A 23250-nucleotide genomic window follows, 5' to 3' on the forward strand; every position below is an offset into this window, starting at 1 on the left:
TCGATTAAGACTTCAACAACTTCGCAATGTGCGCTTTTAGCACATCAATCGCAATACGGTTTTTACCACCACGAGGAACGATGATGTCTGCATGTTGTTTTGAAGGCTCGATAAACTGCATGAACATTGGACGTACTGTTTCTTGGTATTGCTTAAGTACAGTGTCCATTGTACGACCACGCTCTTCTACATCACGCTTAACACGGCGTAATAGACAGATGTCTAATGGTGTATCCATAAACACACTTGCGTGCATTAGTTTACGAAGACGCGGGTCTGTTAGAAGCAGAATACCCTCTAAAATGATCACTTTCTTTGGAGTAAGTGTAGTCGTTTCAGAAGTACGTGTGTGCTCTGTGTAGCTGTATTCAGGAACTTCTACGGCGTTGCCACTCATTAGCTGCTGTAGATGTTCACATAAAAGATCATGATCTAGTGCATTTGGGTGATCGTAGTTAGTTTTAACACGCTCTTCCATACTCAAGTGGCTTTGGTCGCTGTAATAGCAATCTTCCGTGATAACACCAATTTGATGGTCGCCTACTTTCTCGCGCAACTCATTATAAATTGTACTAGCAATCAGACTTTTTCCTGAAGCTGAAGCGCCAGCGATACCTACGATGACACATTGATTATTATCAGACATTAATTTTGCACCCGATATGGTTTGGTGGTGGGAAGAGATAAACCGCCTGATTATAGGGGCTAAAGCACATAGATTCTAGTCGCCATTTTAGCTAATTGCAGTCAAATTGATGATATCAATGCATTTAATGAATGCAATCGTTTGCTTTAGAATAACTGGCGTACAACTATTTGCACAAATCCAATGACTATTTAGCCAAATCCAAAAACTATTTATCTCACCCAAATATTATTTATACTGCTTTAGGGCTGATCTACTCTAATCAACCATAGAAAAGTTGATCGCTTCCGGTCTTGCTTTTCCCGTCCAGAACATTTTCGCAGCCACATTCTCTGCAAGCTCTAAGTAGTGACGTGTATGTTCACTATCTGGACGACGAATCACCGTCGGGCAACCTGCATCGATATCTTCTCGCACATCAATATGAAGAGGGATCTGTGCCAAAATATCGAGGTAAAACTCTTCTGACATAGCTTCGGCACCACCAACACCAAAGATATGCTCTTTCTCACCACAGTGACTACAAATATGATAGCTCATGTTTTCAACTAAGCCTGCGACTGGCACACTCACCTTATCAAACATCGCTACGCCTTTACGTGCATCCGCTAGCGCCAAATCTTGAGGAGTGGTCACCACTACAGCCCCGGTCACTGGGATCTGTTGCGATAACGTCAGCTGAATATCGCCCGTGCCCGGTGGCATATCAATAACTAGATAATCCAACTCTGGCCATACGGTTTCGTTAACAAGCTGACCTAAAGCCTTGGCCGCCATTGGACCGCGCCAAATCGCAGCGTCATCTTTCGACACAAGATAACCGATAGAGTGAGTGAAAATACCGTGCGCTTCGATTGGCATCATCCACTTGTTATTCTGGACTTCTGGTTTCGCATCTAATTGGCCAAGCATCATAGGTACAGAAGGACCATAGATATCCGCATCCAACAAACCCACTTTTGAACCAGACTTAGATAAAGCCAAAGCAAGGTTGACTGAAGTGGTCGATTTACCCACCCCACCCTTTGCAGATGTCACGGCGATGATGTTCTTCACCCCCTTCAATGGTGTCGCAACCGTGGTTTCTAACGCAGACGGCTTCACCTTCACTTCAAACTGAAAAGCGCTAACAAGCTGTTGTTCAATCTGAGAGTGAATCCACTGTTCCAATTCAACCGCAAGCTGATTAGCGGCAAAAGGTAAGGTGATAACAAATGATCCACGCGGATCAACCGATACAATATTTTGGTGTAGCGCCCACTCTGGGATGAGGATTGGTGACTCGAACTCATTCAACCATGAACAGAAATCTTGCTTAGAAGTAAAGTTACGCATTGGGACTCCTTTTTTTATTTATGCTATCACCCACGAGATGAAGACTGAACCCCTAAAAAACTAGGGGAATCCTTAGTCTGATACCTTGGCGTATCACACGTTATAAAGTAGTATTACCTCTCAAATTTATACCTATCAAAAAAGCGAATTATTAAGTATGGCAACTGATCCAAGACAACTTTTGGTAACTTGTGCGCTTCCGTACGCTAACGGCTCTATTCACCTTGGCCATATGCTTGAGCATATCCAAGCTGATATCTGGGTTCGATACCAGCGTCTACGTGGCAACACTGTAAATTTCATCTGTGCTGACGATGCTCACGGCACGCCAATTATGCTTAAAGCTCAACAGATGGGTATCACGCCAGAAGAGATGATCGCTGCTGTTAGTGAAGAGCACCAAAAAGACTTCGCTGGCTTTGATATCAGCTTTGATAACTACCACAGCACACACAGCGAAGAGAACCGTGAACTAGCTTCTCACATCTACTTAGAACTTAAAAAGAACGGCTTCATTTCTAGCCGCACTATTTCTCAGCTTTTCGATCCTGAGAAAGAGATGTTCCTACCAGACCGCTTCGTAAAAGGTACTTGCCCTAAGTGTAAGTCAGAAGACCAGTATGGTGATAACTGTGATAACTGTGGTGAGACATACAGCCCAACTGAGCTAATTAACCCTAAATCAGCGGTTTCTGGCGCAACTCCAGTAATGAAAGACTCTGAGCACTTCTTCTTCGACCTACCTCAGTTCGAAAGCATGCTTAAAGAGTGGACTCGTTCTGGCTCTCTACAGAATGAAACTGCAAACAAAATGCAGGAATGGTTTGAGTCTGGTCTGCAACAGTGGGATATCTCACGTGATGCACCTTACTTCGGCTTTGAAATCCCAGGCGAAAAAGACAAGTTCTTCTACGTATGGCTAGACGCACCTGTTGGCTACATGGCTTCTTTCAAGAACCTATGTGACAAACGTGACGATCTAAACTTCGATGAATACTGGAAGAAAGACAGCACAACTGAGCTTTACCACTTCATCGGTAAAGACATTGTTTACTTCCACAGCCTATTCTGGCCAGCAATGCTAGACGGCGCAGGTTTCCGTAAGCCAAACAACGTATTCGTACACGGCTACGTAACAGTGAACGGTGCGAAGATGTCTAAGTCGAAAGGCACATTCATCAAAGCAAGCACGTACCTAAACCACCTAGACCCTGAGTGTCTACGTTACTACTACGCTGCGAAACTAAACAGCCGCATCGATGACTTAGATCTTAACCTTGAAGACTTCACTCAACGTGTAAACGCTGACGTAGTAAACAAGATTGTTAACCTAGCTTCTCGTAACGCTGGCTTCATTACTAAGCGTTTTGAAGGCAAGCTAGCTGCTGAATTTGCAGAGCCTGAGCTATACAACGAATTCGTTGCTGCTGCTGAGCGTATCGGTGAACTATACGAAACTCGTGAATTCAGCCGTGCTATCCGAGAAATCACTGCACTAGCGGATAAAGCTAACCAGTACATCGACGAAAAAGCACCTTGGGTTCTTGCAAAAGAAGAAGGCAAAGAAGCTGAGCTTCAACAAGTTTCTTCTGTAGGTATTAACCTATTCCGCGTACTGATGGCTTACCTGAAACCAGTGATGCCAGAGCTTGCAGCTCGCACTGAAGCTTTCCTAAACGAAGAGCTAACGTGGGAAGCGATTGCTACTCCGCTAACTGATCACGAGATCACTAAGTTCAAAGCGCTATTCAACCGCATTGACCCTAAGAAAGTGGAAGCAATGGTTGAGTCTTCTAAAGAAGATGCAGCAGCTGAAGCAGCAGCGAAAGAAAAAGCAGAAGCTGAAAAAGAGCAAGCAAGCCAAACTGAGCTAGACAAAGAGCCAATCGCAGACGAGATTGAGTTCGATGCCTTTGCAGCAGTAGACATGCGTATCGCTCGTATCATCTCTTGTGAAGAAGTACCAAAAGCGAACAAACTACTGAAGTTCCAACTAGACATCGGTGGTGAGACTCGCCAAGTATTCTCTGGTATCAAATCAGCATACAAACCTGAAGAGCTAGAAGGCAAGCTAACTGTAATGGTAGCAAACCTAAAACCTCGTAAGATGAAGTTTGGTATGTCTGAAGGCATGATCCTAGCAGCGGGCCCTGGCGGCAGCGACCTATGGATCCTTGAGCCACACGAAGGTGCTCAACCTGGTATGCGTGTAATGTAATTCTGACTCCAGTCAGATAACAAGCACCCATCACTAAATCCCTAATGCATTTTTGACTTGAAAGAGTTAATCAGCATTGGGGATTTTTTATATCTACCGAAAATTAGCGTTCTCTGTTAGAGTCGCCGTCAACTATGCTATGTAGAGTAGAAATTGGTTCGTCGACAAAAATAGGCTAAACCAACACCTCTTTACTCTAAAACCCTTTTTAGGAATCCCCAGTGACTAACAACGAAATCTTGCGTCGTATTCAACACGCACTAAACCTTAAAAATGCACAAATCATCAAAGCTATCGAACAAGCTGATGTGACTGTTGCTCATGACCAAGTGATTAACTGGCTAAAAGATGACAACGACAAGTCATGCTCTAAGATGAAAGATAAAGAGTTGGCGGTATTCCTAAATGGTTTCATCAACCTTAAGCGTGGCAAAAAAGAAGGCGAGCAACCTAAACCTGAAGTTGCACTGACGAACAACATGATCTTCATGAAGCTTCGTATCGCATTAAACATGAAAGCAGAAGATGTTTTGGACGTACTAGAAGTGGTTGGCATTAGCTTGAGCAAGTACGAAATCGGCGCTTACTTCCGCAAGCCAGAAAACAAAAACTACAAAGTGTGTGAAGACCAACTACTTTGCGATTTTCTAAACGGTGTGCAATTTACCAACCGTCCAGACTCAGAAGAGTTTGCGGGTTAAGTTACTACTCCTAGATAAATTTTAAGTTGCTACACATAGATAAATTACTCGTCATAGGTAAGTAACTGACCCACTGATAATTTTCTAGTAACGACAGATAAATAAAAAGCGGCGAGATAATTGAATTATCTCGCCGCTTTTTTTCGTTTTCTTTACGTCACTGACTAAACAGGAACAACAATAGTAAACCTATGCCTTAGCTGTCGTCTTCAGTGAAGTTCGTCGGCAATGTCGTTTTCATTTCATTCCAAACTTGTGCACTTGCGATACCGTAGTTACGAATCACTAGTGGCAAAGTTTCGCGCTCGCCACTTTCACAGATAATGAACAACTCTTTATAAAAGTCCATCGCTAAACGTCGTGCTTCTGGGTTAGAGAAGTAGTAGCTACCGATACGGTCATAAAGTTTACGCACACCGTTAAAGATCAGGCCGTAAATCTGGTTGCCTGAGTGGAATGCCAAACGTTGGAAAAGCATGTAATCATAGAAGTTGAAAGTCTTCGCGATTAAGATCGTCTGACGTTTCGCTTCATCTTTTTCTGAATCTTCTTTTACCGCTTGTTTGATCTTGTCAGCGTATGGCGACGATTCTAGGAACTCATCCCAAGTTAGTGCCGCAAGTAGCGCTTCACAAGATTCAATCACGTTACTGATAGTACGCTCTGAAGCTTCTTTGTTTGCTTTGAATGCATAACGCATAAAGATCGGGCTGATATTAGTACGAGCAGCAAGCAGGTCTTCTACCATTTTGCTTGCGTTATCAACGTCCAACGTCATTAGCGTATCAAGGATATGAAGACCTGAGGTTTCCATAAACTGGTTAACTTTAGTTGGTTTGCCATGTTGGATTGTCAACCAACCATCACGAGCAAGACGTTGTAGTACTTCACGAAGCGTAGTACGTGTAACACCAATCAGCTCAGAAAGCTCACGCTCTGCGGGCAAGATAGAACCTGGAGGGAAACGGCCATTCCAAATACTTTCAATGATATACTTCTCTGCAAATCCTGCCGGGCTCTTCGCCTTAATGACCATCTACACTTCAATCCAATTTAATTATTCTGTTCTAATTTACTCATCATACCACTAGTTCACACCTAGCGGAAACACCCTCAAAAATTTTACTCACCCTAAACACCGTTAGAGTTATAACTCTAAAGTTCAGCACACGTTTGCACCTCAGGTTTGTAAAGCAAGCGACTCTAAACCACCATTTAAACAAACCGTTAACACAACAATTTTTCTTTAAAATCAATGGGATTGGTCATATTTTTAAAGCTATTAATTTGCAATATTAAGTTGTAATAATCATATATAAGCCGTCGTTATTCTGTAATTTTCAATCATTTCGCTGAAATATTGATTCTAGTCGGTTTTTATCACATTTTAAGTGGTATGCTTGCGCTACTTTGATCGCGTTTCTCAACAAAAAAGAGGTATTTTTAGGGCTACAGGGCTTTTCCTGTTGACTAAATGTTATCTAAGAGTAAAGTTGCGCTCAAAAATAAGCAGTGCTTGAGTTTCTAAGGGAGTGACTTGGCAAGACCACAGAACATTACATGGAATGTAGTTTTTCTAAGTCACTGTTAGTCATAGTTTTTAACAATTTCTATAGCTCGATTCTCAAAATGTTGTATTGCTTGTCTATTCATAATCAACATAAAAGAGTATTAACATGCCGATGTCTCTCGGAAACGCTTTTATCAAGAACTTCCTTGGTAAAGCTCCTGATTGGTATAAACTTGCCATCATTTCCTTTTTAATCATCAACCCGTTTGTTTTCTTCCTAGTTGACCCATTTGTTGCGGGCTGGCTATTGGTGGTTGAGTTTATTTTCACTCTAGCTATGGCTCTCAAATGCTACCCACTTCAACCGGGTGGTCTATTAGCTATTCAAGCAGTCGCCATTGGCATGACCAAACCAGAAATGGTTTATCACGAGCTGCAAGCAAACCTTCCTGTATTACTCTTACTCGTATTCATGGTTGCTGGCATTTACTTCATGAAAGAACTGCTTTTGTTCATTTTCACGAAGATCTTGCTTGGCATCCAATCTAAAATTTTACTCTCCGTTGCCTTCTGTGTTGCTGCCGCTTTCTTATCAGCATTCCTAGATGCACTAACAGTAATCGCCGTAGTTATTAGCGTTGCGGTCGGCTTCTACTCTATCTACCACAAGGTTGCATCAGGCAAGGGCACAACGTCTTCGCACGATCATACTCATGATGAAGAGATCTCAGAGCTAACTCGTGATGACCTAGAAAACTACCGTGCTTTCCTACGTTCACTGCTAATGCACGCTGGTGTGGGTACAGCACTGGGTGGTGTAATGACCATGGTAGGAGAACCACAAAACTTGGTAATTGCTAAGCAAGCAGGTTGGGAGTTCGGTGAATTTATCATCCGTATGCTGCCAGTAACACTACCTGTTTTCTTCTGCGGTATTTTAACTTGTGCACTTGTCGAGAAATTCAAAGTGTTTGGTTACGGTGCAGAACTGCCAACGAATGTTCGCCAAATCTTAGTTGAGTTTGACAACAAAGAACGTGCAAACCGCACAAAGCAAGACGTAGCAAAACTATGGGTTCAAAGTGCAATCGCAGTTTGGCTTATCGTCGGCCTTGCACTTCACGTTGCTGAAGTAGGTTTGATTGGCCTGTCTGTGATCATCTTAGCTACAGCATTTACGGGTGTTATTGAAGAACACTCTATGGGTAAAGCCTTTGAAGAAGCGCTGCCATTTACTGCACTTCTTGCCGTTTTCTTCGCTGTTGTTGCTGTGATCATCGACCAAGCTCTATTTAAGCCAGTCATCGATGCAGTACTTCACGTTGAAGATAAAGGCGCACAGCTCGCACTCTTCTATATTGCCAACGGTATTTTATCGATGGTTTCAGATAACGTGTTCGTCGGTACGGTTTACATTAACGAAGTGAAAACTGCACTGGTTGAAGGCATCATCACTCGTGATCAGTTCGACCTACTTGCTGTTGCTATCAACACTGGTACTAACCTACCTTCTGTTGCAACGCCAAACGGCCAGGCTGCATTCCTATTCCTATTAACATCAGCACTTGCTCCGTTAATTAGATTGTCTTACGGTCGCATGGTTATCATGGCGTTGCCATACACCATCGTATTGGCACTGGTTGGCCTAGCAGGCATTGTGTTCTTCGTAGAGCCAATGACAGCATGGTTCTATGATGCAGGTTGGATCATTCAACGCACTGGTGAAGTCGTTGCTCCAGTTATCTCTGGTGGTCATTAAGCTAAACATTGTGTCGCAAACCACAATAACTATAACTAACTAATCAAAAATATTAGTTGATTAGGAAACTTATCCAAGATAAAAAGCTCTGAGTAATCAGGGCTTTTTTATTTTATAGACAGGATTCAATTCGTGAACTTTTTAGCAATGATCAAAGACTTCTCTAAGGGACGTTTATCTTGGCTTTTACTGCTGGCTTTTATTGTCTTTTTTGAAGCGTGCGCTCTCTTCTTCCAACACGTGATGATGCTTGGTCCTTGCGTGATGTGTATCTATGAGCGCGTTGCTATGCTCGCTATCGGTGTTGCCGCCATGATTGGTGCGATTGCCCCGAATAACCCAATATCACGCTGGTTAGGCCTTGCTAGCTGGGGATTTGGCGCATACAAAGGTTTGATGCTTGCTTTAGAGCACGTCGATTACCAGTTCAATCCGTCCCCTTTCGCAACCTGCGACTTATTCGTAACCTTCCCTAGCTGGGCGCCTTTAAACCAATGGGCTCCGTGGATGTTTGAGGCTTACGGCGATTGCAGCAAGGTTGTGTGGCAGTTCTTCGATCTTTCTATGCCTCAGTGGCTAGTAATTATCTTTGCAGGTAACTTGGTTGCTTTCGGTATTGTGGTTATTTCTCAATTTGTGAAGTCGAAAAAGGACTTGCAGTAAGCCGTTGACACTTGGACAACAAAAAAGTCGACCACGAGGTCGACTTTTTTATTACTTAAGCTTTTGAACATATTAAGAGAGTCTGTTATTCACACAAACTAAGTTGCTCAACAAGCCGTGATTAGCTGCTTTTACCGCAGCATTGTTTAAACTTCTTGCCGCTTTCACAAGGGCAAAGGTCGTTTCGACCAATGTCTTTAAACGGGTTCACGCTCTGGGACTTATTGCCCAACATAGCTTCATCCGCTGCCATTGCCACTTCTGAGATCATCAGATCGACTTGACCCACTAAATCGGCAAGCGATGGTGGGTTAGTAAGCCCTGCAGCGATCATTTGTTGTTGAGTTTGCTCTTCATCAATCGCAAGCATCAAGGTGGTTAAGAGCGCTTGCAACATGCGCAGAGTACCATCCGCGACTGTCACGCTCTGCCACTGCTCTTCCACTGTTGGCCAAACCATCATGAAGCCTTCAGAAAAATCAGCGAACTGTTCGTTAAAGTCACCTTCAGCCAGTACGTCTGTTAATAGGTATTCATTACGCTGAATCAGGTTGTGCTGGCGATTAATCTGTTCTGTTACCGTTGTTACCAGCTCTTTACCCGCTTCAGGCGCAACGATAACCAGCCACTCTTCTGGATCGAGTGGTTTGGTCGCTAAGTTAGAGGCAAGGATTGCACCTTCCATAAACTGCGGAGTAATGTCAGTGATTGATTCTGGTAGGCTTAATAATTGATATGTCATGAAAGCTCTGGATATTGGGCATTTTCGATATTATAACGCCATCCTCCCAAAGATGTCGCTATTAAGAGACGAAACCATCATTAAGACATGCACCACACTCATAGTGACAATTCTGTAAGCACACCGTACAATCACGCCTCGAATTTTTCGGTTCATTCAGTTTTGGTAAAGCAACATGCGCGTAATACTTGGCCCTATGGAGGGCGTTCTAGACCACCTAATGCGTGAAATTCTCACAGAGATTAATGATTACGATCTCTGTGTGACAGAGTTTGTGCGCGTCGTAGATCAACTTCTTCCCCCGCATGTGTTCCACCGTATTTGCCCTGAGCTACATCAAGGCTCTCAGACCATGGCTGGTGTGCCAATCCATCTCCAACTTCTAGGGCAACACCCAAATTGGATGGCCGAGAATGCTTTTCAAGCTGCTAGCTTAGGCGCGAAAGGGATCGATCTTAATTTTGGTTGCCCAGCAAAAGCGGTCAACAAAAGTAATGGTGGCGCTTCATTGCTAAAAGAGCCAGAGCTCATCTATCAAGTGGTGAACGCCTGTCGAGAAGCGGTACCGGCACACATTCCTGTGTCCGCAAAGATTCGATTAGGTTGGGAGCATCCGGAAGAGTGCTTTGAAATCGTCGATGCCATCGAACAAGCCAAAGCTGACGAACTCACCGTGCATGCAAGAACCAAAGTTGGCGGCTATAAAGCCAGCGAAATCAAATGGGACTTCATCAATCAAATAAGAGAAAAAACATCTCTGCCGTTGATTGCTAATGGGGAGATCTGGAACTATCAAGATGGTCAAGATTGCATAGAAGCAACAGGCGTCGATTCATTAATGGTCTGCCGTGGTGCTTTCAATATTCCAAACCTTGGTAACGTCGTTAAGCACAACCACCAGAAAATGCCGTGGGATAAAGTCATTGAACTTTTGCTGCGCTATTCAGAGTTTCAAATTAAAGGGGACAAAGGCATGTACTACCCCAATAGAGTGAAGCAGTGGTTTGTTTATCTAAGTAAAGGCTACCCTGAAGCGAACGAACTGTTTAAAGAAATTCGTACTTTCAAAAAGGCGCCACCGATTGTAGAACGCCTTCAGCGTTATCAAAAAGAACGCCGCCAACCTGTTTAAGATTATGTTTAGGGTTAAATACCCAACGCTACAAACGTGTTTACCGGTGCAAATAAGCTTTGCTTGGTAGACACGTTCGCTCTTCCCTCTTTCATTTTCATTTTCATACAAAGCATCGATTCAATAACGTGGTTAAAATTTAAGACGGTCTTTGCCCGTCGTCTTAGCCACGTACAGCTTTTCATCGGCGTACTTAAATATCTCATCGAAGTTAAGTTTACTTTGCTCAGTTTCAACAATGCAGACACCGCCAGACACCGTAAATCCATTTGGAATAATGTCGGCTGAAGTGGAACAAATCGCATTCTTCACTCGCTCTAATGTTCTCATCAAAGTTTCACGATCTTCGCCTTTCATATAAACGACAAACTCTTCACCGCCAAACCGTGCTGCAACGTCACTGCTTCGAATACTGTTGCTGATCTGACGCGACATATAACGAATCACATCATCCCCCTTATCGTGGCCGTAGGTGTCGTTAATTGACTTAAAATCATCAATATCGAAGACGGTTAATGCAAACAGTTGATCGTGCTCTACACTGCGCCAGAACGCTTCTAAGCCACGACGATTCAATAACCCTGTCATAGGGTCTTTGGCTGCGAGATCTTTGAAGTAACCACGTTCAATATTGGAATTGACGTAGAAGAAGATGGTTACTGAGAACAGATACACAATGATGGCAACAATAAGGCTGTCTTTCTCGTAGACGAAAAAGTGCTCAACCTCTTTCGCGATGTCTAATTTGTAATACATCGCATGGTGAGACGAGACACCATCCAGTTTGATCTCGTGATAAAAAGCAGCAGAATCTACCGGAGTCGCTAAAGTGGTATCAATGATATCGATCCGACCTGCAAGATGCTCATTCGAGTTTGCGAGCAGCTTGTCAGCATTAATATCCACCGACAGCATCCCTTGGTGAACGCCTTTATGGAATACAGGGATCGTCATACTGATTATACGGTCAAGGGAATCAAAACGATAACCAGGGCCTGAAAGGGTAAGTTGGTCAGGGTTGTTGGCTGTTTTCTGCCAATAAGGACGACTCTTTATGGTCGAGAGTAACTCTTTGCTCAGCCCTTTGGCAAAACCTTCAGGTGAAGAGATCACATAGCCGCTCGTATCAATAAAGTGCACGCCGGCATGGTATTCATCAAGCTGGGATAAAAATGAAAGAATAGGAGCTAACGCTATTTTTTCTGACGCGCTCTTATAACTATCACTGCTTTCAGAACAAAGAGACTCTTGACCAATTAGCATATAGTCGATATCAACAGAGGGAATGTCTGAGGTTTTACCGTCGGCAAGTAGCAATACATCAATAGGCCAGATTTGGCAAAGACCATCCACAACATGTTTGTTGTGATCAAGAAAGAGAGGGTTTCCTGATTTATAATAGTTGGAGAAGCTGTAGTCTAGGGCTGTCGCCACTTTTGTGGTTCTTTTGAACACATCTTCAATACGATGAAACTCACTACTGATATCTTTTTCTACCGCGTCAAAATGATTCTTTCCTATTAGGCCAAGTAACATCGCGGCGATCACAGCGGGAAACCCGAAAACAAAGGTTAGGCTAAAGTGCCTATTTACTTTCATATAATGTGCTCTTAGCGTTCAGCTATTTTCATTTTCCCCATTAATATTATTACATTAATCGGCAATTCGCTCGACGTAAAATAATGTAAATTGATATTAACGACACACCTAACGGTCAAATAACCGCTTACAAATGAATAAAATAGAGAAGCGCCAACATATAGAGCAGGTGAGTTTGTTATCTGAGCCCATTTCAATGCTGTTAATAATATGACTTATGGCCTATTAGCTCACCTAACACCAAACTCAATTCACCGGCTAATGACCGCACGCTCAATCACAGATTGAGGCACTGTCACGCCAAGCTCACGAGCAGCATCTAGGTTGACCACCAGCTGAGAGCTCTGAGCAGTTTTGACACTCAACTTCCCGGGCTTCTGTCCTTCCAGAATGGCTGCGACATAATCCGCGGTCTGAACCCCAACATCATAATAATCTAGACCTAAACCAGCAATCGCTCCCTTTCCGACATAAGATGTGGCGCCTGCGACGACTGGCGTATCTGCATGGTTAGCCGCTTTGATAAGACCCTCCATGCCGCTTGCAACCGTATTATCGGTCAAGGCATAGATAACATCGGACTTCTTAGCAATGGATTCTGCTTTTGCTTCGACATCGTCAACAGTCAGCGCTTTTTCGGTGTGAAGTGTATAACCGAAATCTCGAGTTGCCTTTCTCAATAACCCAACTAACGCAACGGCATTTGCTTCTGCTGGGTTGTAAACTACACCGATTGAATTAGCTTCAGGGAGCAGTTCTTTGATTAATGACACATGCTGAGTGATCGGAGATAAGTCAGAAAGCCCTGTGACATTACGCCCCGGCTTTTCTAATTGTTTAACGAGCCTAGCGCCGATAGGATCCGTAACCGCGGTAAACACGATAGGAATCGAGCGAGTCGCCGACACTAAGGCTTGTGAAGTCGGTGTCGCGATACCAACAAGTACATGTGGATTTTCACTGACGAGCTCTCTGGCAATCTTGGCTGCCTGAGCCGGGTTACCATTCGCCATTTCATAGGAGAATTCTAAGTTCTTACCGGGTTCATAACCATTGGCTCTCAATCCTTCAAGAAGCCCTAAACGTGTCGCATTCAGATCTGGATGGTCAACAACTTGTGAAACCGACACTTTGGCAACGTTTGCCATTGCATTGCCAGTCCATAGCAACATCAAGCAACTTAAAACCGCTGCCAATACCTTTCTTACAGAACTCATTATCGCTCCCTGAATCAAGCTCTACCCGTCATTACTCGCTCAAAGAGAACAACATCAAAATCACTATTGGCATTATTACCAGTAACCATTGATAACTTGAAGTGATATTTAACAAAAATACAACAAGGCTCGAGTTATGTGAGAAAGGTTATATTGACTTCGGAGGAAGGTAAGAAACCAAGTGAATAAGGACAGGTAAGCTAAACGGAAAGTAAGCGAGGTAACAAAAAGAGGAGCAAATCTGAGAACAAGCTATAGAAGATGAATAGTTGTTCTCAGACAAGAGGGAGAGCTGGGATTCTTTAGAACCAACGCTCCATTGAGGATTTATCTAACTGACGAAAGGCACGATTTAAAATGATTGCCAATTCTTTATAGCGAGGGCGCGGCTTCATAGGCTCTAACGCAAAACCCGTTTCAGTGATCTTTTCATGCAGTTCGCGGTACCACGATACTAGCGCCGGCGGAAGTTGTGTATTTGAGCGATTGCCCAACCACCACATACCTTGTAGCGGCAAGCTGATCGCAAACAAAGCCATAACCACAGCCTGTGGCATCGCTTGGTAATTATTAAAGACCATTTGTGTAAGAACACTGATAGCGGCAATCGCAGGCATCACTTTCACGCCAAAACGGGTCGCTTTAATAATGCGTTGTTCTGGGAAGATCGCGTTTAACTCTTTTCGGACGGGCCAGAGATCCATGTACTTTTGGCCATCTTTTAAACTACTAGCTAAACCAACTCTATTGCTCATATGAGTCTCCCATTAAAAAAAAGTTGAAATCATCAACTAAAAACACAAAAATTTGACGAAAAATAATATTCTTTCAAATTTTTTTGTTATATTTGCACAATATCGCTATTATTTGCAGACCTCAATCTCATTGTTGCCCTTATTTACAATTTAAGCAACTTTGAGAAGACTTCTGCAAGGAATGCACAAGCCTCTTTTTGATAAAGAGCGCTTTCACTTTATACGGAAATTAACGTTTTTTTGACCAAGGTTAGTACGCAAGCCTATGTGCTTCGACTATTCTTGAGATTAATTTTCATCCTTAACTGATTTCGATCAGAAAAATAAACAGGTAGTCATTAATGTCTAAGCTAGTTTTAGTTTTAAACTGTGGTAGTTCTTCTCTTAAATTCGCTGTTGTTGATGCAGAAACAGGTGCAGAGCACCTAACTGGTCTTGCTGAGTGTCTAGGTCTTCCAGAAGCTCGTATGAAGTGGAAACTTGATGGCAAGCATGAAGCACAACTAGGCGCGGGCGCAGCTCACGTAGAAGCACTATCTTTCATGGTAGAAACTATTCTTGCTTCTAAGCCTGAGCTTAAAGCTAACCTTGGCGCTATCGGTCACCGTATCGTACACGGTGGCGAGCAGTTCACTTCTTCTGCACTTATCACTGATGAAGTTCTTAAGGGTATTCAAGACGCTGCGACTTTCGCACCTCTTCACAACCCTGCTCACCTTATCGGTATCGAAGCGGCTCAACAGAACTTCCCTGGTCTACAAAACGTTGCTGTTTTTGACACTGCGTTCCACCAAACAATGCCTTCTGAGTCTTACCTATACGCTCTACCGTACAACCTGTACAAAGAGCACGGCATCCGTCGTTACGGCATGCACGGTACTTCTCACCTATTCATCACTCGTGAAGTTGCAGGCCTACTAAACAAGCCAGTTGAAGAAGTTAACATCATCAACTGTCACCTAGGTAACGGCGCTTCTGTATGTGCAATCAAGAACGGTAAATCTGTAGACACTTCTATGGGTCTTACTCCTCTTGAAGGTCTTGTAATGGGTACTCGTTGTGGTGACCTAGACCCTGCAATCATCTTCCACCTACACGACGCACTTGGTTACTCTGTTGAAGAAATCAACAACATGCTAACTAAAGAGTCTGGTCTTGCTGGTCTAACTGAAGTGACTTCTGACTGTCGTTTCGTTGAAGACAACTACGGTGAGAAAGAAGAAGCAACTCGTGCAATGGACGTGTTCTGTCACCGTCTAGCTAAGTACGTAGCTGGTTACACTGCAACTCTAGAAGGTCGTCTAGACGCAATCACTTTCACTGGCGGCATCGGCGAGAACTCAGGCCCAATCCGTGAAATGGTTCTTAACCGCCTAGGCATCTTCGGTATCGAAGTTGACGGTGAAGCTAACCTTAAAGCTCGTTTCGGCGGCGAAGGTACTATCACTACAGCTAACAGCCGTATCCCTGCAATGGTTATCTCTACTAACGAAGAGCTAGTAATTGCTGAAGACACTGCGAAACTAGCAGGTCTTTAATTGATTTTCCTGACTAGCTTCATTCGAAGCTAGTCAGTTTTTCATATCAAGAAAATGGGGCTCAACTTCTATTCCTACCCCAATTTAAATATCGGTGGGAATAGCAGTTGAGCTTTTTTTATTTCCAATAGTCAAAGGTGTTCGTCAATGTCACGTACTATTATGCTTATCCCTACAAGCGCTGGTGTTGGTCTTACTAGTGTTAGCATGGGTGTTCTTCGCGCTATGGAGCGTAAGGGCGTAAGTGTTTCTTTCTACAAGCCAATCGCTCAGCCTCGCAGCGGTGGTAACCAACCAGATCTAACGTCTACTATCATCAGCGCAAACAGCGACATTAAGATTGGTGAGCCAATCGCAATGACTAAAGCTGAAGCTTTGATCGGTAGCGAAAAAATGGACGAACTTCTTGAGTCTGTTGTTGAGCAATACAACAAGATCAACAAAGACGCAGAAGTTACGCTAATCGAAGGTCTAGTACCTACTCGTAAGCACCCATTTGCTAACCAAGTGAACGCGGAAATCGCAAAAACACTTGGCGCGGAGATCGTATTCGTTGCGACTCCTGGTACTGACAACCCTACGCAGCTTAAAGAGCGTATAGAAGTAGCATGTTCTAACTTCGGCGGTACTAAGAACAAAAACATCAAAGGCGTAATCATCAACAAGCTTAACGCTCCTGTTGATGAGGCTGGCCGTACTCGCCCTGACCTATCTGAAATCTTTGACGATGCAGACAGCGCTCAGCAAGCGAACCTTGAAGTAATGCAAATCTTCAACTCTAGCCCTATCCGTGTTCTTGGCTGCGTGCCATGGAGCATCGATCTAATCGCAACTCGTGCGGTTGATATGGCTAAGCACCTTAACGCTGAAATCGTTAACGAAGGTGAAATCTCAACTCGTCGTATTAAGAGCATCACTTTCTGTGCACGTTCTCTACCGCACATGATTGAGCACTTCAAACCAGGCTCACTGCTAGTAACTTCTGCAGACCGTCCTGACGTTATCGTTGCTGCGGCTCTTGCTGCGAAAAACGGTGTTGAGATTGGCGCAATCCTGCTTACTGGCGGTTACGACATTCCAGAAAGCATTGCTAACCTTTGTGCACCAGCATTCGCTTCAGGTCTACCGATCTTCAAGGCTCAAGGTAACACTTGGCAGACATCTCTAAACCTACAGAGCTTCAACCTAGAAGTTCCTGCAGACGATAAAGAGCGTATCGAGTTCGTTAACGATCACGTTGCAAGCCACATTGATGGCCCTTGGATTGATTCTCTATCTGAAGGTACTCAAGGCATCCGTCGTCTAAGCCCACCAGCATTCCGTTACCAGCTAACTGAATTTGCTCGTAAAGCGGCTAAGCGCATCGTTCTTCCTGAAGGTGATGAGCCACGTACAGTTAAAGCTGCGGCTATCTGTGCTGAGCGCGGTATCGCAACGTGTGTACTTCTAGGTAACCCTGAAGAAATCCGTCGCGTTGCAGCGCAGCAAGGTGTTGAGCTTGGCGCTGGCGTTGAGATCATCGATTCTGCATCAGTTCGCGAAAACTACGTAGCTCGTCTAGTAGAACTTCGTGGCGCTAAAGGTATGACTGAAGTTGTTGCTCGTGAGAAGCTAGAAGATTCAGTATTCCTAGGTACTATGATGCTTGAAGCTGGCGAAGTTGACGGCCTAGTTTCTGGTGCTGTTCACACAACGGCGAACACTATCGTTCCTCCGTTCCAGATCATCAAGACTGCTCCTGATGCTTCTATCGTATCTTCGATCTTCTTCATGCTTCTGCCTGATCAAGTTCTTGTATACGGTGACTGTGCGATCAACCCAGATCCAACAGCTGAACAGCTTGCTGAAATCGCTATCCAATCTGCAGATTCTGCTGCGGCATTCGGTATCGACCCACGCGTTGCTATGATCTCTTACTCTACTGGTGAATCTGGTAAGGGTGCAGACGTAGATAAAGTACGTGAAGCGACGAAGCTTGCTCAAGAGAAACGTCCAGATCTAGTGATCGACGGTCCTCTACAATACGATGCTGCTATCATGGAAAACGTTGCTGCTTCTAAAGCACCGAACTCTCCAGTAGCTGGTAAAGCGACTGTATTCGTATTCCCAGACCTAAACACTGGTAACACGACTTACAAAGCGGTACAACGTTCAGCAGATCTAGTATCTATCGGTCCAATGCTTCAAGGTATGCGCAAGCCAGTAAATGACTTGTCTCGTGGCGCTCTAGTAGACGACATCGTTTACACAGTAGCTCTAACGGCTATCCAAGCAGACCAAGCTGCACAAGCTGAAGAAAAAGTAGTTAACTAATTTTCTTTTTCAGAAAGCAAAAACCCTAGATGTTTATCTAGGGTTTTTTTACGCCTGAAGAAAAGCGGATTAATTAATGATTCTAACCACGTCCGTGAGGCGAATCTAAATCCAGATCAGGCCCTTTAGGCACCACTTGAGTCGGGTTGATACCAGTGTGGCTGTAATAGTAGTGGCGCTTGATGTGGTAGAAATCCGTAGTCTCTTTAATACCCTCTATTTGATAGAGCTCTTTTAGATAACCTTGGATATGTTTGTAATCCGCAATTCGTTGCTTGTTACACTTGAAGTGACCCACATAAACCGCATCAAATCGAACCAGAGTGGTAAACAAGCGCCAATCCGCTTCTGTAATCTCGTTACCCGCCAAATAGCGATGTTCGCTAAGGTGCGCATCTACTTTGTCTAAGGCTTCAAACAAGGCGTCATACGCTTCTTCGTAGGCTTCTTGTGTTGTCGCAAAGCCGGTTCGGTATACGCCGTTGTTGATGTTTGGGTAGATATAATCATTCCACTCATCAATCTTCTTGGACAACTCCCACGGGTAGTAATCATCGGTGTTACCCGTTAGCTCGTTAAACTCTGAGTTAAACATGCGAATGATTTCAGACGACTCGTTACTCACAATGGTGTTGGTTTTCTTATCCCATAAAACAGGAACCGTGACTCGACCTGAATAGTCCGGTTTGCCTTGGGTGTAGATTTGGTGCATGCGGGTATGGCCAAATAGAGGTTCAGGTAACCCCATTTGCCAACCTTCACTCATCATGTCTGGGCAAACAACCGTCACGTCAATGTGATCGGTTAGGTCTTTCAGCTCGCGGAAGATAAGGGTTCGGTGCGCCCAAGGGCAAGCTAACGATACGTATAAGTGATAACGGCCGCTTTCCGGCTCAAACTGCGCGCCCGGTTTGTTCTCTACCCAATGACGAAAGCCCGCATCTTCACGAACAAACTTACCACCGCTTTCTTTCGTGTCGTACCACACATCATGCCAAACACCTTCAACTAATTTGCCCATATCCAAACCTCTGTGATGCTAACTTTTCTCTAGTATAAAAAAAGCCAACTTTTTCAAAACTAGAAGAAGTTGGCTTAGTTGTTCGAATTATTTGATGAAGTTGTTGAGCAAAATATAGGAACTAGGTCTGCAGTACAAAAAAAGCGCGACTCTAAAAACTAGTCGCGCTTAAGCCTGTCACAGGCTGAACCGTTTTAAATTGGCCCTAGACTTGTACGTGCAAGCAAGATACTGCGTGCACATCATCGCCTTGAATCGTTGGCTTAGTTTGCGCACACGCTTCTGTCGCTTGTGGACAACGAGTACGGAAAACACATCCTGATGGTGGGTTGATTGGCGATGGTAGGTCACCTTCCAGCATCTGGATAGTTTTACTACGCTCTAAGCGAGGATCTGGAATAGGAACCGCAGACATCAACGCCTTGGTGTACGGGTGCTTTGGATCAGAGAATAGTGCATCTGACTCACCCAGCTCAACCGCATTACCTAGGTACATTACCAATACACGGTCTGAGATGTGCTTAACCACTGACAAATCGTGCGCGATAAATACCAGCGAAAGACCTAGCTCTTTTTGCAGTTCTTTCAAAAGGTTAACAACTTGAGCTTGGATAGATACGTCAAGTGCCGAAACAGGTTCGTCACAAATGATCATCTTAGGTTTCAAGATAAGTGCACGTGCAATACCAATACGCTGACACTGACCACCAGAGAATTCATGTGGGTAACGGTTGATTACGTTTGGTAGTAGACCAACCTTTGCCATCATCTCTTTAACTCTGTCCTTCACTTCTTGTTTAGAAAGTTCAGGGAAGAAAGTCTCTAGAGGCTCAGCAATGATATCGCCTACTGACATACGTGGGTTAAGCGACGCTAGCGGGTCTTGGAAGATCATCTGAATCTCTTTACGAGTCTCACGACGCTTCACTTCCTGCATCTTAGTTAGGTCTTGACCTAACCACATCACTTGACCTTCAGTCGCTTCAACCAAGCCGATAATCGCACGGGCAAAAGTTGATTTACCACAACCAGACTCACCCACTACGCCTAGTGTTTCGCCTTCGTAAAGGTGAACATCAACCCCATCAACCGCTTTAAGGTTTGATGGTTTTGCCCAAGGCCAAGCAGACTTAGCTGCAATGCTAAAGTGAACTTTCAGGTCTTTAATATCTAATAGTAATTCTTTACTCATTTTGTCCAAGTCTCCCAGTCTGAAAAACAAGCACGCTGACGGTCTTTAGCAAATGGCTGCAAAATCGGTGCTTCTTGCTTACAACGGTCCATTACACGGTGACAACGGTCTTGGTAAGGACAACCTGTTGGTAGGCGAAGTAAGTTAGGTGGGTTACCTGGAATCGTCGGTAGAATTTCACCTTCGGTATCCAAACGAGGAATCGCTTTAAGCAGGCCTTCCGCGTATGGGTGGCTTGGCTCGTAGAAGATTTCATCAACCGTGCCGTACTCCATTGTACGACCCGCGTACATCACAAGTACTTTGTCACAAGAACCAGCAACAACACCCAAGTCATGGGTGATCATAATGATTGCTGTATTGAACTCATCTTTTAGTTCGTTCAGCAATTCCATGATTTGCGCTTGAATGGTTACATCCAGTGCCGTTGTTGGTTCATCAGCGATAAGCAATTTAGGACGACACAGCAGTGCCATTGCGATCATCACACGCTGACGCATACCGCCCGAAAACTCGTGCGGGTACATAGTGATACGCTTGCGTGCTTCAGGGATTTTCACCGCTTCAAGCATGCGTACTGATTCTTCAAACGCTTCTGCTTTACCCATGCCTTTATGCAGCATAAGTACTTCCATCAGCTGATCACTTACTTTCATGTAAGGGTTCAGTGAGGTCATTGGATCTTGGAAGATCATCGCGATCTGTTCAGCACGAACCTTGTTCAGTGCTTTTTCAGGCAGGTTGAGAATTTCATTGCCTTCAAACTTTGCACTGCCTGAGATGATGCCGTTCTTAGCCAGCAGCCCCATCAGTGCAAATACCGTTTGTGATTTACCTGAACCCGACTCACCAACAATACCCAGCGTTTCGCCTTGGTTAAGTGAGAAGTTCAAGTCGTTTACTGCGGTTACGATACCATCTTGTGTGGTAAATTCGACGCGCAGATCTTTGACATCTAATAAGCTCATTATTGCTTCCTTAATCTTTTATAGCTTTTAATTGCTATTTCGTTATCTGTCTTTTGGATCAAGCGCGTCGCGCAGACCATCACCTACGTAGTTAAAGCAGAACAGCGTAACTACCATGAATGCCGCAGGGAATGTCAATTGCCAGATTGCAACTTCCATTGTTTGCGAACCTTCTTGAAGCAATGCGCCCCAGCTTGTCATAGGCTCTTGAACACCAAGACCAAGGAAAGATAAGAATGATTCTGTAAGGATCATGCTTGGAATAAGCAACGTAGAGTAAACCGCTACGATACCCAGTACGTTCGGTACGATGTGACGTGTAATGATCTTCCATTTGCTTACACCACATACGTGTGCAGCTTCAATGAACTCTTTACTACGTAGGCTCAACGTTTGACCACGTACAATACGCGCCATATCTAGCCAAGCAATCGCACCAATAGCAACGAAGATTAGGACGATGTTACGACCAAAGAACGTTACCAGTACGATTACTAGGAACATGAATGGCACTGCGTACAAGATCTCTAGGATACGCATCATCACTCGGTCAGTACGACCGCCGATGAAGCCTGAAGCTGCACCGTAAAGCGTACCAATCAGTACCGCTACGAAGGCCCCCATCACACCAACCATCAATGAGATGCGGCCACCGACAAGAGTACGAACGTACAAATCACGACCTAAGCTATCGGTACCAAACCAGTGATCCGCATTCGGACCAACGTGCATTGCGTACCAGTCAGTATCATCATAAGTGTACTGAGCCAGCATTGGTAAGAAGATAACTGCCAGTACCATAAGCGTAAGAATGAACAGACTCACCATCGCAGCTTTGTTTCGCATGAAACGAATGCGCGCGTCCTGCCACAAACTACGACCTTCAATCTCTAAGCTCTCAGAGAACTTTTCGATCGCTTCTAAATTTTCTTTTTTCTTCAACATAACCATGCGTCCCTGTTAGTAGCGAATTTTCGGGTCAATAAGCGCTAGCAAAATATCAACGATTGCGTTGAACAAGATGAATAGGAAACCAATCAAGATGGTTACACCCATTACTAGCGAGTAGTCACGGTTAAACGCGGCGTTAACAAACAGCTTACCGATACCTGGTAGGCCGAAGATGGTTTCAACAACAACTGAACCTGTGATGATACCTACGAACGCAGGTCCCATGTAAGAAACAACAGGTAGCATTGCTGGCTTAAGTGCATGTTTTAGAATGATATAACGGTAGCTTAGACCTTTTGCACGCGCAGTTCGGATAAAGTTACTGTTTAGCGTTTCAATCATGCTACCGCGAGTAATACGAGCAAAGGTTGCTACGTAAAGAAGAGACATCGCGATAACAGGCAGCACGATGTACATGAATGTACCGCCATGCCAACCACCTGCTGGGAATATGTTCCAGTGCAGGGAGAAAAGGTAAATAAGCGCCGGTGCCAACACGAAAGATGGCATTACCACCCCGAGCATGGCGGTCGACATTATGGTGTAGTCGACCCAGGTGTTGTGCTTCAAGGCAGCAATCGTCCCGACAGTGACCCCCATCAATAGTGTGAAGATAAAGGCAACGAAACCTACCTTCGCAGATACTGGAAGTGCAACCGCGATCAGCTCATTTACTGTGTAATCTTGGTACTTAAACGAGGGGCCGAAGTCACCTTGTAAGATATTTGTCAAATACGTGGTGTATTGTTCAAATACTGGTTTATCTAAGCCGTATTTAGCTTCGATGTTAGCCATAACTTCTGGCGGTAATGGACGTTCGCTTGAAAACGGGTTACCCGGTGCGAAACGCATGAGAAAGAAAGATATAGTGATCAACACCAACATGGTTGGAATCGCTTCAAATATCCGTTTCATAATGAATTTAAGCATAAACTCACTCTTTCAGTCTGTGACAATTAAAATTAGAAAGACGCTACATGCGCGCCCTGC

Annotated in this window: 19 protein-coding genes; 7 read left to right on the forward strand and 12 right to left on the reverse strand. The window is 44.2% G+C overall.

Features of this window, described 5'->3' with window-relative positions:
• Window positions 1-4: 4 nt before the first annotated feature.
• Complete coding sequence (gene udk, locus AB4507_RS06615) at window positions 5-646, reverse strand: uridine kinase (protein WP_004734002.1); 642 nt, start codon at window positions 644-646, stop codon at window positions 5-7.
• Between the two features lie 258 nt (window positions 647-904).
• Window positions 905-1981: an iron-sulfur cluster carrier protein ApbC gene (gene apbC, locus AB4507_RS06620; protein WP_372182435.1), complete on the reverse strand. Its 1077-nt coding sequence runs from the start codon at window positions 1979-1981 to the stop codon at window positions 905-907.
• A 157-nt stretch (window positions 1982-2138) separates the two neighbouring features.
• Between apbC and metG the strand changes: the two genes are divergently transcribed.
• Entirely contained in the window at window positions 2139-4199 is a 2061-nt protein-coding gene (metG, locus tag AB4507_RS06625) for a methionine--tRNA ligase (protein ID WP_017062160.1), read from the forward strand.
• A gap of 221 nt (window positions 4200-4420) precedes the next feature.
• Window positions 4421-4900 (forward strand): DUF1456 family protein, encoded by a 480-nt coding sequence (locus tag AB4507_RS06630; protein WP_010437231.1) that lies wholly within the window; start codon window positions 4421-4423, stop codon window positions 4898-4900.
• A 196-nt stretch (window positions 4901-5096) separates the two neighbouring features.
• On the opposite strand, the gene fadR is transcribed toward AB4507_RS06630, so the two are convergent.
• Window positions 5097-5936 (reverse strand): fatty acid metabolism transcriptional regulator FadR, encoded by an 840-nt coding sequence (gene fadR, locus AB4507_RS06635; RefSeq protein WP_372182436.1) that lies wholly within the window; start codon window positions 5934-5936, stop codon window positions 5097-5099.
• Window positions 5937-6576: 640 nt separating this feature from the next.
• Between fadR and nhaB the strand changes: the two genes are divergently transcribed.
• Window positions 6577-8169 (forward strand): Na(+)/H(+) antiporter NhaB, encoded by a 1593-nt coding sequence (gene nhaB / locus AB4507_RS06640; RefSeq protein WP_372182438.1) that lies wholly within the window; start codon window positions 6577-6579, stop codon window positions 8167-8169.
• 147 nt (window positions 8170-8316) lie between these two features.
• On the forward strand, window positions 8317-8832 hold the full coding sequence (gene dsbB, locus AB4507_RS06645; RefSeq protein ID WP_029235613.1) for a disulfide bond formation protein DsbB: 516 nt from the start codon (window positions 8317-8319) through the stop codon (window positions 8830-8832).
• Between the two features lie 121 nt (window positions 8833-8953).
• On the opposite strand, the gene AB4507_RS06650 is transcribed toward dsbB, so the two are convergent.
• Window positions 8954-9574 (reverse strand): YecA family protein, encoded by a 621-nt coding sequence (locus tag AB4507_RS06650; protein ID WP_017062164.1) that lies wholly within the window; start codon window positions 9572-9574, stop codon window positions 8954-8956.
• 175 nt (window positions 9575-9749) lie between these two features.
• Here AB4507_RS06650 and dusC point away from each other — a divergent pair, with 175 nt between their 5' ends.
• Window positions 9750-10706: a tRNA dihydrouridine(16) synthase DusC gene (gene dusC / locus AB4507_RS06655; protein WP_372182439.1), complete on the forward strand. Its 957-nt coding sequence runs from the start codon at window positions 9750-9752 to the stop codon at window positions 10704-10706.
• Window positions 10707-10838: 132 nt separating this feature from the next.
• Here dusC and AB4507_RS06660 read toward each other — a convergent pair whose 3' ends face one another.
• The 3 genes from AB4507_RS06660 to yfbV all read right to left on the reverse strand — a co-directional run bounded on the left by AB4507_RS06660 (window position 10839) and on the right by yfbV (window position 14277).
• Window positions 10839-12305, reverse strand: coding sequence for a sensor domain-containing diguanylate cyclase (locus AB4507_RS06660; protein ID WP_017069188.1), 1467 nt, complete (start codon window positions 12303-12305; stop codon window positions 10839-10841).
• Window positions 12306-12556: 251 nt separating this feature from the next.
• Window positions 12557-13522: an ABC transporter substrate-binding protein gene (locus AB4507_RS06665; RefSeq protein WP_017062167.1), complete on the reverse strand. Its 966-nt coding sequence runs from the start codon at window positions 13520-13522 to the stop codon at window positions 12557-12559.
• A gap of 302 nt (window positions 13523-13824) precedes the next feature.
• Window positions 13825-14277 carry a terminus macrodomain insulation protein YfbV gene (gene yfbV / locus AB4507_RS06670; RefSeq protein ID WP_017062168.1) on the reverse strand — a complete coding sequence of 151 codons (453 nt, stop codon included), beginning with the start codon at window positions 14275-14277 and terminating at the stop codon, window positions 13825-13827.
• Between the two features lie 341 nt (window positions 14278-14618).
• Here yfbV and AB4507_RS06675 point away from each other — a divergent pair, with 341 nt between their 5' ends.
• Both AB4507_RS06675 and pta read left to right on the forward strand, forming a co-directional pair.
• Window positions 14619-15815, forward strand: a complete 1197-nt coding sequence (locus AB4507_RS06675; protein ID WP_017062169.1) for an acetate kinase — start codon at window positions 14619-14621, stop codon at window positions 15813-15815.
• Window positions 15816-15962: 147 nt separating this feature from the next.
• Window positions 15963-18128 carry a phosphate acetyltransferase gene (pta, locus tag AB4507_RS06680; protein WP_017062170.1) on the forward strand — a complete coding sequence of 722 codons (2166 nt, stop codon included), beginning with the start codon at window positions 15963-15965 and terminating at the stop codon, window positions 18126-18128.
• 82 nt (window positions 18129-18210) lie between these two features.
• Here pta and AB4507_RS06685 read toward each other — a convergent pair whose 3' ends face one another.
• The 5 genes from AB4507_RS06685 to oppB form a co-directional block, all read right to left on the reverse strand.
• Window positions 18211-19149 carry a glutathione S-transferase family protein gene (locus AB4507_RS06685; protein WP_017069190.1) on the reverse strand — a complete coding sequence of 313 codons (939 nt, stop codon included), beginning with the start codon at window positions 19147-19149 and terminating at the stop codon, window positions 18211-18213.
• A gap of 205 nt (window positions 19150-19354) precedes the next feature.
• The gene (gene oppF / locus AB4507_RS06690) at window positions 19355-20341 is read right to left on the reverse strand and encodes a murein tripeptide/oligopeptide ABC transporter ATP binding protein OppF (protein ID WP_017062172.1); all 987 of its coding nucleotides are present in this window, start codon (window positions 20339-20341) and stop codon (window positions 19355-19357) included.
• Window positions 20338-21309: an ABC transporter ATP-binding protein gene (locus tag AB4507_RS06695; RefSeq protein WP_012603544.1), complete on the reverse strand. Its 972-nt coding sequence runs from the start codon at window positions 21307-21309 to the stop codon at window positions 20338-20340. Before AB4507_RS06695 ends, oppF begins: the two co-directional genes overlap by 4 nt.
• 42 nt (window positions 21310-21351) lie before the next feature.
• On the reverse strand, window positions 21352-22254 hold the full coding sequence (gene oppC, locus AB4507_RS06700) for an oligopeptide ABC transporter permease OppC (RefSeq protein WP_017062173.1): 903 nt from the start codon (window positions 22252-22254) through the stop codon (window positions 21352-21354).
• A gap of 15 nt (window positions 22255-22269) precedes the next feature.
• Entirely contained in the window at window positions 22270-23190 is a 921-nt protein-coding gene (oppB, locus tag AB4507_RS06705) for an oligopeptide ABC transporter permease OppB (RefSeq protein ID WP_017062174.1), read from the reverse strand.
• Between the last annotated feature and the right edge of the window lie 60 nt (window positions 23191-23250).

The organism is Vibrio sp. 10N.222.54.A3, assembly GCF_041474095.1.
Classification (GTDB): domain Bacteria; phylum Pseudomonadota; class Gammaproteobacteria; order Enterobacterales; family Vibrionaceae; genus Vibrio; species Vibrio crassostreae_C.

Bases quoted from the DNA above. Each gene is read 5' to 3' on its own strand.
- udk (WP_004734002.1), bottom strand. From the start codon at position 646: ATGTCTGATAATAATCAATGTGTCATCGTAGGTATCGCTGGCGCTTCA.
- apbC (WP_372182435.1), bottom strand. From the start codon at position 1,981: ATGCGTAACTTTACTTCTAAGCAAGATTTCTGTTCATGGTTGAATGAG.
- metG (WP_017062160.1), top strand. From the start codon at position 2,139: ATGGCAACTGATCCAAGACAACTTTTGGTAACTTGTGCGCTTCCGTAC.
- fadR (WP_372182436.1), bottom strand. From the start codon at position 5,936: ATGGTCATTAAGGCGAAGAGCCCGGCAGGATTTGCAGAGAAGTATATC.
- nhaB (WP_372182438.1), top strand. From the start codon at position 6,577: ATGCCGATGTCTCTCGGAAACGCTTTTATCAAGAACTTCCTTGGTAAA.
- dsbB (WP_029235613.1), top strand. From the start codon at position 8,317: ATGATCAAAGACTTCTCTAAGGGACGTTTATCTTGGCTTTTACTGCTG.
- AB4507_RS06650 (WP_017062164.1), bottom strand. From the start codon at position 9,574: ATGACATATCAATTATTAAGCCTACCAGAATCAATCACTGACATTACT.
- dusC (WP_372182439.1), top strand. From the start codon at position 9,750: ATGCGCGTAATACTTGGCCCTATGGAGGGCGTTCTAGACCACCTAATG.
- AB4507_RS06660 (WP_017069188.1), bottom strand. From the start codon at position 12,305: ATGAAAGTAAATAGGCACTTTAGCCTAACCTTTGTTTTCGGGTTTCCC.
- AB4507_RS06665 (WP_017062167.1), bottom strand. From the start codon at position 13,522: ATGAGTTCTGTAAGAAAGGTATTGGCAGCGGTTTTAAGTTGCTTGATG.
- yfbV (WP_017062168.1), bottom strand. From the start codon at position 14,277: ATGAGCAATAGAGTTGGTTTAGCTAGTAGTTTAAAAGATGGCCAAAAG.
- AB4507_RS06675 (WP_017062169.1), top strand. From the start codon at position 14,619: ATGTCTAAGCTAGTTTTAGTTTTAAACTGTGGTAGTTCTTCTCTTAAA.
- pta (WP_017062170.1), top strand. From the start codon at position 15,963: ATGTCACGTACTATTATGCTTATCCCTACAAGCGCTGGTGTTGGTCTT.
- AB4507_RS06685 (WP_017069190.1), bottom strand. From the start codon at position 19,149: ATGGGCAAATTAGTTGAAGGTGTTTGGCATGATGTGTGGTACGACACG.
- oppF (WP_017062172.1), bottom strand. From the start codon at position 20,341: ATGAGTAAAGAATTACTATTAGATATTAAAGACCTGAAAGTTCACTTT.
- AB4507_RS06695 (WP_012603544.1), bottom strand. From the start codon at position 21,309: ATGAGCTTATTAGATGTCAAAGATCTGCGCGTCGAATTTACCACACAA.
- oppC (WP_017062173.1), bottom strand. From the start codon at position 22,254: ATGTTGAAGAAAAAAGAAAATTTAGAAGCGATCGAAAAGTTCTCTGAG.
- oppB (WP_017062174.1), bottom strand. From the start codon at position 23,190: ATGCTTAAATTCATTATGAAACGGATATTTGAAGCGATTCCAACCATG.